Below are 14,813 nucleotides of genomic sequence, written 5' to 3' on the forward strand. Positions count from 1 at the left end.
CAAATACCTTTATTTTTTCCGGGTTTTTTTGAGGTTTTACTTTTGTGTAAGTGCTCCTGTCACATACCGATTACGTCCAGCACCAACACCTGCTATTGTCATCAATATTGTAACCACACTAAATATGATTAATGGCGTTAACCATGAAAGTGTAAAATCGAATAAAAAGCCAACTAAAGTTGGACCTATGGCAGCTAATAAATATCCGATGGACTGTGCCATTCCTGATAAATTTGCGGCTTGTCTTGAGTCTTTTGTTCGTAATCCAATCATGGTAAGTGCCAAGCTAATACTAGCACCTTGAGCTGCTCCAATACAGATAATGGATAAGATAAGAAGTCCGTTTGTTTGCACAAATATAAGCCCCATTACCCCAGCAAAGTATACAAGTCCAATTATACATACCATCAACTTTTGGTTTTTTAAACGGTTGGCAATAACAGGTGCTATAAATGTTGTAGGTAGCCCAACTAATTGCATTAACGAAACCATCCAGCCCGCCATCGATAACTGCATTCCATGACTTTCTAAGATTTCCGGCAACCACGCTACTGTACAATAGAATAAAAAGGATTGTAATCCCATAAATAAAGTTACTTGCCAGGCAATTGATGACCTCCACATGGCTCTGTTTGAGGATTGAGCACTAGATGAGGCTGATGGTTTAAAGTTATTTCGTAATTGAGGTAACCACATAATCATAGCGACAACCGAAAGTACTACCCAAAAAGCCAATGCCCATCTCCAGCCAAAGGATTGACCTTTAACTAATGGGATACTAACTCCTGATCCGATTGCAGCGAAGGTATTCATGGCTGTTGTATAAATACTTGTGATGATTCCAACTTTTAGTGGGAAATGAAGCTTTACAATACTTGGGATGAGAACGTTCCCAATGGCGACGCCAACTCCTATAAGTAAAGTACCTAAAAAGAGCGTCGATGTATATCCTACTGACCTTGTAATAATGCCTATACACAAGACCATTAATCCTAGAAAAATAGTAAGCTCATTTCCTATACTTTGTCCGATTTTAGGTGCAAGTATGGAAAGGATTGCAAAGGAGATTAAGGGAAGTGTTGTGATAAAACCCGCTATCCCATTCGAAATGCCTAAATCAGTACGAATTAAATCGATAATTGGCCCAACTGATGTGATGGCTGGGCGCAAATTAAAAGCTACGAAAATAATCCCGATAATAAGGAACACATTAGAGGTGTTCTTCATTTTATTAGAATCCATAACACACCTCTCCATTTCTATATATATTTCTGTTAAACAGATGTGGACGCTAGAAGAAGGATCGTTTCTTAACTATTAGTCAGCCCTAAATCATCATATCCTTATTTTTGAAATATGAAAACCACTTTAACCGTTTCATTTTACTAAATAGCTCTTATCATTTTCCTTAATGTCAGATTTTCAAACATACAAAAATAGCAAAATAGTATACCTTTTAATTAAATCCTTTATTTTTATTTTTAATCATACATCATACAATGTAATCAAATGAGAAATGATTTGGAAAGGAGGGAGCAGTATGGGAAAGATTCCAGTAGCAGTACAAATGTATACATTGCGTGAGGAGAGTCAGAAGAATTTTTTTGAAACATTAAAAAAGGTAGCAGAATTAGGATTTGATGGTGTAGAACTTGCGGGGTATGGTGGTAATTCAGTATTAGAAGTTAAGGAAATGCTAAGTAAGCTAGGCCTTAAGGCAGCTGGCAATCATGTTCCATTAGAAGATTTACAACATCATTTAATTAGGGTTATTAAAGACCAAAAAATACTAGAAAATCAATATATCGTTTGTCCGTTTCTCTTTCCACATCAACGAGGAGAGGAAGATTATAAGGAACTGGTTTCTTTACTAAACAAGGCTGGTGAAGTCTGCAATCGCGAAGGTATTACACTTTGCTACCACAATCATGACTTCGAGTTAGAATTATTATCTGACGGAAGAACGGCACTTGACACCATTTTTATGGAAACAAACCCTGAGTATGTGAAGGCCGAGTTTGATGTGTATTGGTTAACCAAAGCATCTAAGGATCCAGTCGAGTGGTTGAAACGATATAAGCACCGCACACCGCTTGTTCACCTAAAGGACATGACATTGGATGATGAAAAGTTCTTTGCTGAGCTTGGAACGGGTGGCGTAAATCTTGAAGGGGTTTTAAATCTAGGTGAGGAAAACAATGTACAGTGGTGGATTGTTGAACAAGATGTATGCCTACAAGATCCATTTGAAAGTATTAAAATAAGCATTGACTATTTGAAAAAGATGAATTCCTAATCATACATACAAACCCAAGAATGAATTTGTTATACCATTTCTTGGGTTTTGCTATTTCATCCTTCCAACCGCCGATATACCCCAGGTGAAACCCCGTATTTCTTTTTAAATACTTTGTGAAAATATGGATAGCTTCCAAATCCGCATTCCTCGGCTATTTGTTCGAGTTTTATGGTGGTGTACTTCATGCGCTCTATCGCTGAATTCAAGCGAACTTCCTGCGCATATTCAATCATCGTTTTTCCAACACTTTCTTTAAAAAGATGAACAGACCTAGAAACACTAAGTCGAACATGTTCAGCAACTTCTTCTACCTTAATGGCTGTTGTCGCATGTTCTTCGATGTAACGCATCATCCTCGTTACCTTATATGGATAAGGATGACTTGGTACTGTTTCGTTCATCGTTTGTTCCATCGTGAGGCAGAGTGCCCTTAACAAATAATCAATTAGTTCATCATTTTGGCTTGATTGCGGCCTTCGTTTCGCCACAATCATTTGATTCCATAATGAAAGGAGTTTTCCATCAAGATCGATTTGGTACATGTTTTGTTTGGGTGTACGGCACCACCACTCGTCAACCCAGTCTCCCTGACAAGCGATGTGATAATCTCCGCTTTTTTTTCCCTCCTGCACAAAAATTTCGTAATAATCCCCTGGTTTTAAAAGTAAGAGATTCCCTTTTATTTGTTCCATTCTTTGACCTTTTACGACGACTACGCAGCTTCCTTCTGTTTGCAGCCGAAAAAGATAAGCGGGAAACCCTTCTTTATGTACAGAATGATAGCCATTCATATGATACGAATACCCACAAAAGAAAATGTTTGTTTCCACAGCGGCGTTCTCCTATTCTTACAAAATAGCAAAATAGTATATATTTTTATCATATCATCTATGTTGCTTAAATAGTAGATACGGTATGATGTAATCAAATAGATAATGGTCTTAGGAGTGATTTTTATGAAAAAACTCAAAGTTGCAGTTATAGGTTGTGGTAGTATTGCTCAGCATCGCCATTTACCAGAATACAAAGCAAATCAGCATGTAGAAATCGTTGCTGTTTGTGATATTAATGAAGAACGTGCAAAGGAAATGGCAGAAAAATATGGAGCAAAACCGTATACAAGCTATGAAGAATTAGTTAAGGATGCTAAGGTTGATATCGTAAGCGTTTGCACTCCGAACTATCTTCATGCTCCCGTCACCATTGCGGCATTAAATGCAGGGGCACACGTTCTCTGTGAAAAACCAATGGCCACCTCTAGCGAAGAAGCAAAAGCCATGATTGAAACAGCTACTATTACCGGAAAAAAACTGATGATTGCTCATAATCAACGTTTTGTTCCTTCTCATCAAAAAGCACGTCAGTTCATTGAAAATGGTGAGCTCGGGAAAATATTTAGCTTCCGTACAGCATTTGGTCATGGTGGCCCTGAGGGTTGGAGTATTGACGGAAAAGATAGTTGGTTTTTCGAAAAGGAGAAAGCATTTGTAGGTGCAATGGGTGACCTTGGTGTTCATAAAACAGATTTACTTCGATATATATTAGGAGAAGAATTCATTGAGGTTGCTGCTTTTGTGGAAAGCAATGCAAAGGACTTCTCAAATGTAGATGACAATGCAGTTTGTATTTTAAAAACAGAAAATGGCATTGTGGGGACATTAGCTGCAAGCTGGGGATACAGAAAAGAGGATAACTCAACGATTATATATGGTGAGAAAGCTGTTATGCGTTTAGAGGATGACCCAACCTACTCAATGGTTGTTCAGTATGCTACAGGTGAGGTTGCCAAGTACGAACTTGGAAAGATTCAATCTAACGAAGATGGCGGACAAAATACCTCTCGTGTTATTGACCATTTTATTAATTCCATCCTACACGACCAAGTGCCTCCTGTGCCAGGTGAAGAAGGAATGAAGTCGTTACAAGTAATTTTGGCGGCACTTGCATCAAGTGAAACCAAGCAGATCGTTAAAATCAGTGAACTATAAGAGGTGAAAGTTAATGGAAAAACTTCGCATCGGAATCATTGGCGCGGGTGGCATTGCACAGCATCGACATCTTCCCGCTTTTCAAAAATTAAGTGACCTTTGTGAAATACAAGCAATCTGTGATGTGAATATGAAGCGTGCGCAAGAAGTTGCAGATACGTATAACATCCCTATTGTTCATAAAGAGTACCAGGACATTTTTTCTGAAGTCGATGCTGTTTGCATTTGCACACCAAATAAGTTTCATGCTGAAATTGCCATTGCAGCATCTGAAGCTGGATTACATGTTTTTTGTGAAAAGCCAATGGCACTTACTGCCGAGGAATGTGAGGCAATGATTTCTGCAAGTAATAAAGCAGGCAAAGTCCTCTCCGTTGCGTATCATTACCGTTTCACTAGAGAGGCTCAGGCAGCCAAAAAGGTTATGGGTGAAGTAGGAGTTCCAATAGTCGTTCGGGTTAGGGCACTCCGTCAACGTAAAATACCAAGCTGGGGTGTTTTTACAAATAAGGAGCTCCAAGGTGGCGGCAGTCTGATTGACTGGGGATGTCATTTCCTTGATTTGGCTCTTTGGCTGATTGGAAACCCAACGGAAACAGAAGTATCTGGCTCCGTCTATAACCACCTAAGTAAAAAGCCGAACCAGGTCAATGAATGGGGAATATTTGACCATAATACATTTGAGGTCGATGATCATGTATCAGCCTACATCAAGTTTGAGAATGGAACATCCATGCTTTTTGAAACCTCATGGGCTGCTAATATCAAAAAAGACGATGAACATATCAGTATTTCTGGAGTCGATGGTGGCTTGAGTGTGTTTCCGTTTGAATTGTATACAACACAGAACGGAATGCTCTTAAACAGTACCACTCCATGGCTACCTGGTGAGGAGAAGCCTGACCTCCCACAAGCTCGAAATTTCATTGAAGCATGCTTAGGCCAAGCCGAATTGGTTGTAAAGCCAGAAGAAGCGCTTCAGGTGTCAAGAATCATTGATCAAATCTATGAAACTGGAGGAACTTTATCATGAAATTAGGAGTATTCACGGTTTTATTTGCTGAAAAATCGTTTGAAGAAATGCTTGATACAGTAAAGGCAGCTGGCCTTCATGCAGTAGAAATTGGAACTGGTGGCTATCCAGGCAACAAGCACTGTGATTTAGATGGGTTACTAGAAAATGAAGATGCACGAAACGAATACTTGAACAAAGTACAGGAACGTGACTTGATGATCAGTGCCTTTAGCTGCCACGGTAATCCTATTTCACCTGACGGGAACTTTGCCAAAGAATCTCAAGAGACACTTTTAAAAACAATTAAACTAGCCTCCCTAATGAATGTGCCAGTGGTCAACTGCTTTTCTGGAACGGCTGGGGACCATGAGGGGGCCAAATATCCGAACTGGCCAGTTACGGCATGGCCGAATGAATACAGCGACGTATTAAAGTGGCAATGGGAGGAAAAACTCATTCCGTATTGGAAGGAAGTTGGAGAATACGCGAAAGACCATAACGTAAAAATCGGCTTAGAACTTCACGGTGGCTTTTTGGTACATACACCATATACCTTACTTAAACTTCGCGAGGAAACGTGCGATGCTATCGGTGCCAATCTAGACCCAAGTCACTTATGGTGGCAAGGAATTGATCCAGTCGCAGCGATTAAAATTCTTGCAAAAGAAAATGCGATTCATCATTTCCACGCCAAAGACACTTATATCGACCAAGATAATGTCAATATGTATGGGCTAACCGACATGCAGCCATATGGCGAGGTGCGCACACGTGCTTGGACGTTCCGCTCAGTTGGATGCGGACACAGTCTACAGGAATGGTCTGATATGATGAGTGCACTCCGCACCTATGGTTATGACTACGTGATCAGTATTGAACACGAAGACCCAATTATGTCTATCGACGAAGGATTTAGCCGCGCCGTCACCAATCTAAAATCAGTATTAATTGAACAGCCAGTTTCAAACATGTGGTGGGTATAATAAATAGTAATAGGTTGCCGTTGAAATGAACATTTTTGTGTGAGGATTTTACTTCCTTTCCAAACATTAAAAAGCTGACTCACCTCGGGAGTCAGCTTTTTATGCTCATTCTTTCTAAACATTGTTCAGTGCACTTGCAAATCTTCTGATCCCTTCATGAATGTTTTTCTCATTTTCCCTTGCAAATGTAAATCTCACAAAATTCTTTTTTGAACCCATGGTGGAACCAGGAACATAAATAACGCCCCGCTTTATTGATTCTTCCAAAAGTTGTATTTCATTAAAATCCTTCTTAATTTTACACCAGATATGAATGCCGCCTTCAGGGAAATGGAAATCAGCTTGGTCTCCAAAATACTCTGATAGACTGGCAACAATTTGATCTCTTCGACTTTTTAATTGTCCAACCAAGTTTTTTATATGTGAGTCAAATTCGTCTGATTCTAGAAAATCATTAGCAATCCATTGGGTGAAACTAGCATGTCCAAAATCAATTTGTTGCTTAGCATCTGATAATCTTTCAATAACAGGTGTTGGGCCGATAATCCAGCCAATTCGTAAACCCGAAGCAACAATCTTGGACAATGAACTAATATATAGGACATTACCGTGGACATCCATAGATTTTAAGGAAGAGATTTGTTCGCCTGTAAAAGATGTTAAGCTGTAAGGATCATCTTCGACAACCGGTATTCCATATTCAGATGAAATCTCCAGGATCCTCTTTCTTCTATGTTCATTTAATAATTGTCCTGTCGGATTTTGAAAGATTGGATTGAGAAATATCATTTTTATCCGATGCTTTTTGTATAAAGAAACGAGATTCTCTGGGTCTATACCATCCTTGTCTATTGGTAGTAAATATGTTCTAAGACCCGCTGATTTAAAGATAGGAAGACTGTAATGATAAGATGGCTCTTCTATCGCAATTGCATCACCTGGCTTTAGTAAGCATTGTACAATTAAATGTAAAGCCTGTTGGGCACCAGATGTGATAAGTATGGAGCCCGGGCTACTCTCTATTCTTCTGGAATCCCTAACATGTTTTGAGATTGTTTCTCTTAATATTTTATTCCCTTGGGGGTGGTCGTACCCAATACTCCCAATATAAGATCTTGTAGATGTAATATTCCGTAAGGCTTCCATCGGAAAAAGATCTTCTGACAATTCTCCGCTCGCCAAATTAATCAGATTATGTTCTTCTGTTTCTTTACGAATTTTTTGCATAACGGGCAAGTTTGGTAAAAAAGTGCCTGCTTCTATATATCGATTCCAACTAGGGACTCTTTTTTTGGTAATTCCCCATATATCTCGACTTATCTTCGTACCGCTTCCACGGTTTCTCTCAATAAGCCCATTCGATTCTAACTCATCATATGCAGCTACAACGGTACTTCTATTGATATTTAATTCTTTTGCTAAATATCTTTCGGATGGCAAAGGTTTATCCGGAGGAAAAGTACCATCTGCTATCCCATTTTCAATATATTCCGCAAGTTGTTTATAGATTGCTTTTTTTGCTTGCCTATCAGGTCTCCAGTCCATATCTTAACATTCCTTAAAGTTTATATATTTAAGATACACAATTACAAGATCAGACATTCCAATTACCATCTTATGATGTATATAGCTAGCGCAATAACAGATAAAAGAATAATGACAACATAGATTAGAGTTAAATTAGTGGTGTTCTTTTTAGTCGCGCTACTATAGTTCGAATCACCTTTTCCAGCTATTAGAAGCGTCCCAATTAGCGAAATAATTCCAATGATAACAATTAAAATCATTAATATTTTCATTGTACACCTCACAGTAGTTTTGTTTGCCTAGTACATTATATCCTTGCAATTTGGGAGCCTTTTTTAAAAAATATTCCCAAATAAATTAATTATAAAGCTAGGATCCATTCAAATCGCCATCCACTTTTCCAACTTTTAAACCATCCATTTAATCAAATAAAAATAAGCGAAGATTTTCCGGTTATATTTAGAATAGAACAAGATTGAGAGCATATAAAGGAAGGTTTTCCGGTTATGCATTTAAAAATCCCCCATTTGGGAAATTTTTCAGATAGTAGACGGAATTCCTCCATCTATTTAAGCCTTTTTTCATGATCGTTACTATTTAAGCGAAATTTTTCCCTCTATTTATCAACTCGGGTACTTTACCTTATCGTCCAACCGATAAGTACTGCCCCTTCTAAACCAAGATATTGAAAATACAATCAGGAAAATAGAAAAAACGATTCCAAATAGGTATACTCCCATTGGAATCGCTTCTTTTTATAGCAGCTTCATTTCATATATAGACAATCTTATTTAGCAAATGTAGATGGCATCACGACTGCAACTACCTCCCCGCGTGCGCAAAGTGTATCCCCAGCAAATACCTCTGTTTCCACTTTCCATTTCTTCGGATGGATTTCTGTAACTTTACCAATTGCTTTTAATGGTACATTTTGTGGTGTAGGTTTGATAAAATCTACCGATAACGATGCCGTTACAAACCTAGGTGGCTCCGAACCATCCCCAACCTTATGTCCATTTTTACGGTGCAGGGCCAATGAAGCAGAACCTGTTCCATGACAATCAATTAACGATGCGATTAATCCCCCATAAACAAAGCCTGGAATGGCAATATGTTCTGGTTTAGGCTTGTAAATGGTTACTGTATCATCGCCCTGCCAGCCAGTTCGAAAATGATGGCCATCCTCATTTAACCTGCCACAGCCATAGCACCACGCAAAATCATCTGGATATTCATCTTGAATTGCTTGTAAAACGGTCTCTTCCATCAAATTCCCCCTTTTTACTTAATTATAGCTTAGTGAAAAGAAGTAATGGAGGTAATTTATTGCATCAAACAGACTCACGTAGCGCTTTTTGAACCTCCGACATGCCGAAGTTGACGTTTAAGGATTTTACCGCTGGCGTTTCGGGGCAATTCGTCCACGAACTCTACCCTTTTTGGTACCTTGTAGTTGGCTAAATTATTCCGGACATGCTGAAGGATCTCCTCTTCTGACACTGGGGCTTTGATGACAACGTAGGCAGTGACAGCCTCGATCCACTTTTCATCTGGAATGCCGACAACAGCAACTTCAGAGACTTGGGGCAATTCATAGATACAGTCCTCTATCTGGCGGGAAGCCACCAGCACACCGCCAGTGTTGATGACATCTTTTACCCGATCGATTACTTCGATGTATCCATTCTCATCCTGTCTCACGAGATCTCCAGAGTGGAACCAGCCATCAGCGAACGCCTTAGCTGTGGCTTCACTTTTGTTCCAGTAGCCTAGACATAGCTGTGGAGAACGGTACACAATTTCACCGAGTTCCCCTGCGGGCACACAATTACCTTCATCATCCACGACGCGCGCCTCGACGAAAAGCATGGGTCTTCCTGCGGAACCAGGATGGTCCGCATGCTCCTCAGGACGCAGGACCGTACAGGCTGGTCCCATCTCGGACTGCCCGAACACATTGTAGAAACCGAGCTTTGGCAGACACTTCTGCAGTCGTTCGAGGATTGGCCCAGGCATGATTGAAGCTCCATAGTAGGCCTTCCGAAGATTCCCGAGATCCCGGGATGTCAGGTCAGAGTGATTCGCGATTGAAACCCAAACAGTGGGAGCAGCAAAGAACGACGTGATTGTGTCCTTTTCTATAGTTTCAAGCACAGCACCTGCCTCAGGAGCAGGAAGTACCTTGTTCCAGCCTCCCACCAACAGTGCCGGCAGCATGAACACATGCATCTGCGCAGAGTGGTAGAGGGGCAGACAGTGAAGTGCACGATCTGACTCCTTAATGTCCAGATCATGGATACAACTCATGTAATGGTGCATTAGAGCACGGTGCGTCATAATTGCCCCCTTTGGATCTGAAGTAGTGCCCGAAGTGTAAAGTAACTGAGCGACATCATCGTCCTCCACATCAAACTCATCATCTTCCAAGGGACGGCTGTCGCTGCTGACAGCCCACTCGAGGATTTCGTCCTCAAATCTTAGTACCTGCCGATGGCTATTCGACTTAGTCTGAGAGATTGCATTGGCAAGGTCTCGGTCCGCAATTACAAATGTAGGATCGGAATCTCCGAGAATGTAGTCGAGCTCCCCGGCTCTAAGCTGGAAGTTCACTGGAACATGGATGGCACCTATGCGTGTTGTGGCTAGAAATAGCAAGATGTACAGATCGGAGTTTTTACCGTAGGCTGCAACTCTTTCTCCCTGCTTCACTCCCTGCTCACGCAGTTTACGCGCAATACTTGTTACCGCCATGTCAAGTTCACGATAGCTCCACTCCCTATCGTTAAACACAACGGCAGTATGATGTGGGACCCGTGCGGCCGTACGACGGACAGCCTCAGCTATGGTGTTTATTCTCATATTAATCTCAGTCCTTTCACGTCTAGTTTTTTTACACAGTCTAGAAATAGTTAATATTCTAAAAATATAGAATACTTTACCTGAATATAAGCCTACTCCTACTAAGCTGTCAATACATTTGTAAAGCGTTTTCATATATATTTATACTTATTTAAAAGAATATAATATAATAAATATAGGAATGTTTGTTCTGCGAATTGAGAGGTGGGGCTGATAATTGAAAAAGTGGGAAGCATCTTATGTTGCGGGAATTATTGATGGAGAAGGAAGTATTTCATTAACGAGAATGCATGAGAAGGAACACCGAAGACCTTGTATCTCTATTGCATCAACCGACATAGAACTCCTGATTTACATTCAAAAACTAACTGGAGGGGTTATAAATAATAAAAGGAATTACAAGCCAGACAGGCACAAAGATTCCTATACCCTTACAATAAAGAAAAAGGATGATGTTTTCTATACCTTAGGTAAGATTACACCCTTTTTAAGAGTAGATAGAAAAAGAAACCGTAGTATTTGGATTCTTGAAAACTATGATAAGGTTACTCCTCGAAATGGAAAATATAGTCCGGAATTATTACAGAAGAAAATGACATTCGAAGATTACTTTTTTGAAATGTAAAACGGACCCACCATATTCGGTGAGTCCGTGTTTATTTCGTATTTAACCACCAAGTATATGTATTTGGTGGAGACGGTGGGACGTGCTCTTCCATGCTTTCGTCATGGCACTGACTATATCTTGAACCTGTAATTATCAGGTCCCCCGGCGTATTATGCGAAATATAATTTGTACCTGGTCAGGTAGGATTTCGCATCCTAGTACTACCATCATGATGGCAGCCTATAAGTCGATACACGGCTGTTAGATTGCTCTACATACCGCTCGGCATTGCCTTATCGCCAATTAAGTGCGACTTAGGTTTCACCGATAAAGCCGGATTATCACTTATGTGTTACCACATAAGGCGACTAATTACTAATCGAACCCACGTCCAAAGATATTGGCACTTAAGCTTCTACGAGTGTAGTCGATATATTAGCGATTCGCTAACTTTTCAGCCTATCGACAGGCTTCCAAGCAGCTAGTCTGGTTGTTCTCTTCCTTTGTCCTCAGACGGCGAACTCCGGCGTAGCCCACTTAAAGTGAGTCCCTGATCCTACCACATGGGCGATGGAGGGAGGAACCGCTATAGACTGTTATTAAGCAGCTAAAGCGAAGTTGTTGTTTTCTTTGCCAGTTATAGGCGTTGACGTTTTAACGAGGCCGATCCCCTCGACTCGCAACTTAAGCTCAAACTACCCCTGTCGAATCCGTAGCGTCCCCATTTTAAAATGATAATGATGAACTTAATCACCAGTTATCTGGGTGTTTCGGATGAAGTGTTTAGCTCTTGTTGACTATTCAATTGTCAACTACATGTCTTATTATAGCACATGCATTTACAATTTCAATTGTAAATTATTGTAAGACTACATTTTTTGGCGTTCACGGAATGCGCGTTCGATATCACGTTTTGCTTCTTTTTTCTTGAGATCTTCACGTTTGTCATACTTTTTCTTCCCTTTACCGAGACCTAATAAAAGCTTAGCATAGCCATTTTTCAAATAAATCTTAATTGGAACAAGTGCATAGCCTTCTTCTTTTGTTAAACCAATTAGCTTGTTGATTTCTTTTTTATGAAGAAGCAGCTTACGTGTTCGAAGTGGATCATGATTATATCGGTTACCTTGCTCATAAGGGCTAATATGCAGGTTATAGAGAAACATTTCACCGTTATGAACACGTGCATAGGAATCCTTCAGGTTCGCACGGCCATTGCGAAGGGATTTGATTTCAGTCCCTTGAAGCACGATCCCTGTTTCATAGGTTTCTTCGATAAAATAATCATGATTTGCTTTCTTGTTTTGTGCAATTACCTTGCCTATACCTTTTGGCATATGATTTCCCCCTTAAGACGGTACCTTATATTTTAGCAAATATTGGACAACATCACAAGGTGAAGGCTTATTGATTACAAGGTAAACTTGCTTCTTGATTACTCTTTACAAACCAAGAAATGATGGTCGTGCTATCTCTTACGTTTAACGTTTGTATTTTCCCTAACAATGATTCAACCGCACACTCATTTGATCCATCTTGGAATTCTTTTTGTATTTTTTCCGGGTGATCATAAGGTAAACCTGGACACTCAAGTAAACCGTCTGTCGTTAAAAATAAATGGTTCAACCCTTTCCGTTGTTCCTTCCGTCCAGTAGTAAAACAAGGGACAGGCAAATCAAAGGTATTCACTTCACCAATCCATTCAAAAAAATGGCGTTGATTGACTTGATATTGTCCGAGTTTCGCTAACTCTGGATGGAATAAGTAAAAGGAACAATCACCTACCGAAAACCACCAAATAAATTTATCTTTTCTAAGAACAATGAGGCAAGAGGTGGATCCGTTTACTTTCTGGCACGAAGTTAGAAATTCATGGTTCTGAAAAATTTGTAGGATTGTTTCGTCAATATGCTTAAAGGTTTCTTCGATTGAATCTGATAACAAGATTTTTATTGAACTTTTTCTGTTTGTGAATTCCTGTATAATCAATTCTGCACTCTCAGATGTTTGATGTGCATCAAGGAGAATCACGAACTCCCAATCCTCTTGTTCATTTTGCCAAATTAGACAACCATCCTCATTTTTCGTTTGACCCGCTGCTGAGTTTCCACCTAACCTTCCTATGATTATGTTTCCTCGTTTTTCAACAGATAATGTATCAATAAAATGATTCTGTGAGCCTACCCAATTGAAATCATTCATGGCTGGTTTTCTCCAAGGCTTCTTTCAGTCTTCTACTAACCTTAACAATCTGTTCATTGTTTCCCATTGGGGCTTCTGGCCAATCATACAAAGCACCGGGTCCCCAAAACTCCTTTGGTGTGTTTGGATAACGTGGGACAATATGCATGTGAAGATGGTTAACTGCATTTCCTGAAACGAGTGAATAAATATGTTCTGCTTTTTCCGAATCCTTTAAGGCTTTACTCACTCTTGCCATAATCATGCCGAATGCCTTTGCTTCCTCCATTGTCATATCAGCAAGACCTGGTGCATGTCTTTTTAAATCAATCATAATATGACCTAGGTAACTATCTTCACCATTATGGTCAATGTGCCCAACATAGACGTACGCATCTTCATAAATTGTCTCTCCTGCTGTTTGAATCAATCCGTTTTGTTTTTTACAAATAAAGCAATCTTCCATCTCATTTCCCCCCTCGTAATTTCACACAAGTATATAACATCATGTCCATAATTGGAATAATTTTCATGTACAAAAAAAGATCCAGCACAACTGCTGAATCCTCGGCTTCACTAAATATTCGCTTTATTAGCATAGAAATACATCCATGCCATGAATCCGCCACCACCAATTAAGTTTCCTATGGTGACTGGGATTAAATTGTAGATGACTCCGTTTATTGTGACAGAATCAGGGTGATTCATTACAAATGATAGTGCGAATGTACACATATTCGCTATGCTGTGTTCATATCCGGAGATAAAAAAGCAAAATACTAGTAACATCATAATAAAGATTTTTGGTCCATCCCCACTCATCCCCATCGGCAGGAAAAAGGCGAGACACACGAGCCAATTACAAAGGAGCCCCCTAAAAAACAATTGTGAAATGGGCAGTTGTGTTTTATTTTTAGCTACCGTTAATAAAAATTCATTAATAGCCTCACCTTCGAACAAACCAGTCATGAAAATTAAAAACGCAAAGAAGATGGCACCAATTATATTACCAACATAACTATAAAGCCACATTTGGCCAACTACGTTCCACTTCATTTTTTTGATCAGTGCAGCATATGTATAATAAAAGGTGTCTCCTGTAAATAAGTCTCCTCCACCATATGCAATAAGGACAATTGCCGCACCGAATGTAATGGCAGCAATGGGAATTGCAACTGGTGATTGTAATTCAAAAAAGAAATTACCAGTTCGAAAGGCCACGATTACACCAAATCCAATAAACATACTGGCTAACACAGCCCGCAAAAAATAGATGAACCTGCTTTTTATAAATGTGTCACGACGAGAAAGTGCTAGTTTTTCAATACTTGATAATAGGTTTACTTCCATAGAT

At 39.7% G+C, this 14,813-nt stretch carries 15 protein-coding genes and 1 other RNA gene; 5 read left to right on the plus strand and 11 right to left on the minus strand.

Translation table 11 applies throughout. The annotated features are described in order from the left end of the window. Positions 1-36: 36 nt before the first annotated feature. Positions 37-1,242: a CynX/NimT family MFS transporter gene (locus tag LKW28_RS03275; protein WP_229138896.1), complete on the minus strand. Its 1,206-nt coding sequence runs from the start codon at positions 1,240-1,242 to the stop codon at positions 37-39. Positions 1,243-1,540: 298 nt separating this feature from the next. Between LKW28_RS03275 and LKW28_RS03280 the strand changes: the two genes are divergently transcribed. Next, positions 1,541-2,296 (plus strand): sugar phosphate isomerase/epimerase family protein, encoded by a 756-nt coding sequence (locus tag LKW28_RS03280; protein ID WP_229138897.1) that lies wholly within the window; start codon positions 1,541-1,543, stop codon positions 2,294-2,296. Between the two features lie 56 nt (positions 2,297-2,352). Here the strand turns inward: LKW28_RS03280 and LKW28_RS03285 are convergent, their stop codons facing one another. Beyond that, positions 2,353-3,129 carry a helix-turn-helix domain-containing protein gene (locus LKW28_RS03285; RefSeq protein ID WP_229138898.1) on the minus strand — a complete coding sequence of 259 codons (777 nt, stop codon included), beginning with the start codon at positions 3,127-3,129 and terminating at the stop codon, positions 2,353-2,355. A gap of 126 nt (positions 3,130-3,255) precedes the next feature. Between LKW28_RS03285 and LKW28_RS03290 the strand changes: the two genes are divergently transcribed. From LKW28_RS03290 to LKW28_RS03300, 3 genes are read left to right on the plus strand one after another with little or no spacing between them, the layout of a single operon-like run. Further along, on the plus strand, positions 3,256-4,287 hold the full coding sequence (locus LKW28_RS03290) for a Gfo/Idh/MocA family protein (RefSeq protein ID WP_229138899.1): 1,032 nt from the start codon (positions 3,256-3,258) through the stop codon (positions 4,285-4,287). A gap of 13 nt (positions 4,288-4,300) precedes the next feature. Further along, the gene (locus tag LKW28_RS03295) at positions 4,301-5,320 is read left to right on the plus strand and encodes a Gfo/Idh/MocA family protein (protein ID WP_229138901.1); all 1,020 of its coding nucleotides are present in this window, start codon (positions 4,301-4,303) and stop codon (positions 5,318-5,320) included. Continuing rightward, positions 5,317-6,285 carry a sugar phosphate isomerase/epimerase family protein gene (locus LKW28_RS03300; RefSeq protein WP_229138902.1) on the plus strand — a complete coding sequence of 323 codons (969 nt, stop codon included), beginning with the start codon at positions 5,317-5,319 and terminating at the stop codon, positions 6,283-6,285. The genes LKW28_RS03295 and LKW28_RS03300 overlap by 4 nt, the downstream gene beginning before the upstream one ends. Before the next feature lie 114 nt (positions 6,286-6,399). Here LKW28_RS03300 and LKW28_RS03305 read toward each other — a convergent pair whose 3' ends face one another. The 4 genes from LKW28_RS03305 to LKW28_RS03320 form a co-directional block, all read right to left on the minus strand. Continuing rightward, positions 6,400-7,830 carry a PLP-dependent aminotransferase family protein gene (locus LKW28_RS03305; protein ID WP_229138903.1) on the minus strand — a complete coding sequence of 477 codons (1,431 nt, stop codon included), beginning with the start codon at positions 7,828-7,830 and terminating at the stop codon, positions 6,400-6,402. Positions 7,831-7,892: 62 nt separating this feature from the next. Continuing rightward, positions 7,893-8,084 (minus strand): hypothetical protein, encoded by a 192-nt coding sequence (locus tag LKW28_RS03310; protein ID WP_229138905.1) that lies wholly within the window; start codon positions 8,082-8,084, stop codon positions 7,893-7,895. 515 nt (positions 8,085-8,599) lie between these two features. Beyond that, positions 8,600-9,079: a PaaI family thioesterase gene (locus LKW28_RS03315; protein WP_229138906.1), complete on the minus strand. Its 480-nt coding sequence runs from the start codon at positions 9,077-9,079 to the stop codon at positions 8,600-8,602. A gap of 74 nt (positions 9,080-9,153) precedes the next feature. Continuing rightward, complete coding sequence (locus tag LKW28_RS03320) at positions 9,154-10,806, minus strand: fatty acyl-CoA synthetase (RefSeq protein WP_229138908.1); 1,653 nt, start codon at positions 10,804-10,806, stop codon at positions 9,154-9,156. A gap of 82 nt (positions 10,807-10,888) precedes the next feature. On the opposite strand from LKW28_RS03320, the gene LKW28_RS03325 reads away from it, so the two are divergent. Continuing rightward, a complete protein-coding gene (locus LKW28_RS03325) occupies positions 10,889-11,296 on the plus strand; it encodes an LAGLIDADG family homing endonuclease (RefSeq protein ID WP_229138909.1) in 408 nt (135 codons plus the stop codon). A 358-nt stretch (positions 11,297-11,654) separates the two neighbouring features. Here the strand turns inward: LKW28_RS03325 and ssrA are convergent. The 5 genes from ssrA to LKW28_RS03350 all read right to left on the minus strand — a co-directional run bounded on the left by ssrA (position 11,655) and on the right by LKW28_RS03350 (position 14,809). After that, positions 11,655-11,993, minus strand: a transfer-messenger RNA (tmRNA) gene (ssrA, locus tag LKW28_RS03330). Between the two features lie 154 nt (positions 11,994-12,147). Next, positions 12,148-12,615, minus strand: coding sequence for an SsrA-binding protein SmpB (gene smpB / locus LKW28_RS03335; protein WP_229138910.1), 468 nt, complete (start codon positions 12,613-12,615; stop codon positions 12,148-12,150). 67 nt (positions 12,616-12,682) lie between these two features. Next, positions 12,683-13,480 (minus strand): protein phosphatase 2C domain-containing protein, encoded by a 798-nt coding sequence (locus tag LKW28_RS03340; RefSeq protein ID WP_229138911.1) that lies wholly within the window; start codon positions 13,478-13,480, stop codon positions 12,683-12,685. Further along, positions 13,473-13,925 (minus strand): HIT family protein, encoded by a 453-nt coding sequence (locus LKW28_RS03345; protein WP_229138912.1) that lies wholly within the window; start codon positions 13,923-13,925, stop codon positions 13,473-13,475. Before LKW28_RS03345 ends, LKW28_RS03340 begins: the two co-directional genes overlap by 8 nt. Before the next feature lie 110 nt (positions 13,926-14,035). Continuing rightward, a complete protein-coding gene (locus LKW28_RS03350) occupies positions 14,036-14,809 on the minus strand; it encodes a formate/nitrite transporter family protein (protein ID WP_229138914.1) in 774 nt (257 codons plus the stop codon). Between the last annotated feature and the right edge of the window lie 4 nt (positions 14,810-14,813).

It is taken from the genome of Bacillus sp. REN16, assembly GCF_020731355.1.
In the GTDB taxonomy this organism is placed as follows: domain Bacteria; phylum Bacillota; class Bacilli; order Bacillales; family Bacillaceae_L; genus Ferdinandcohnia.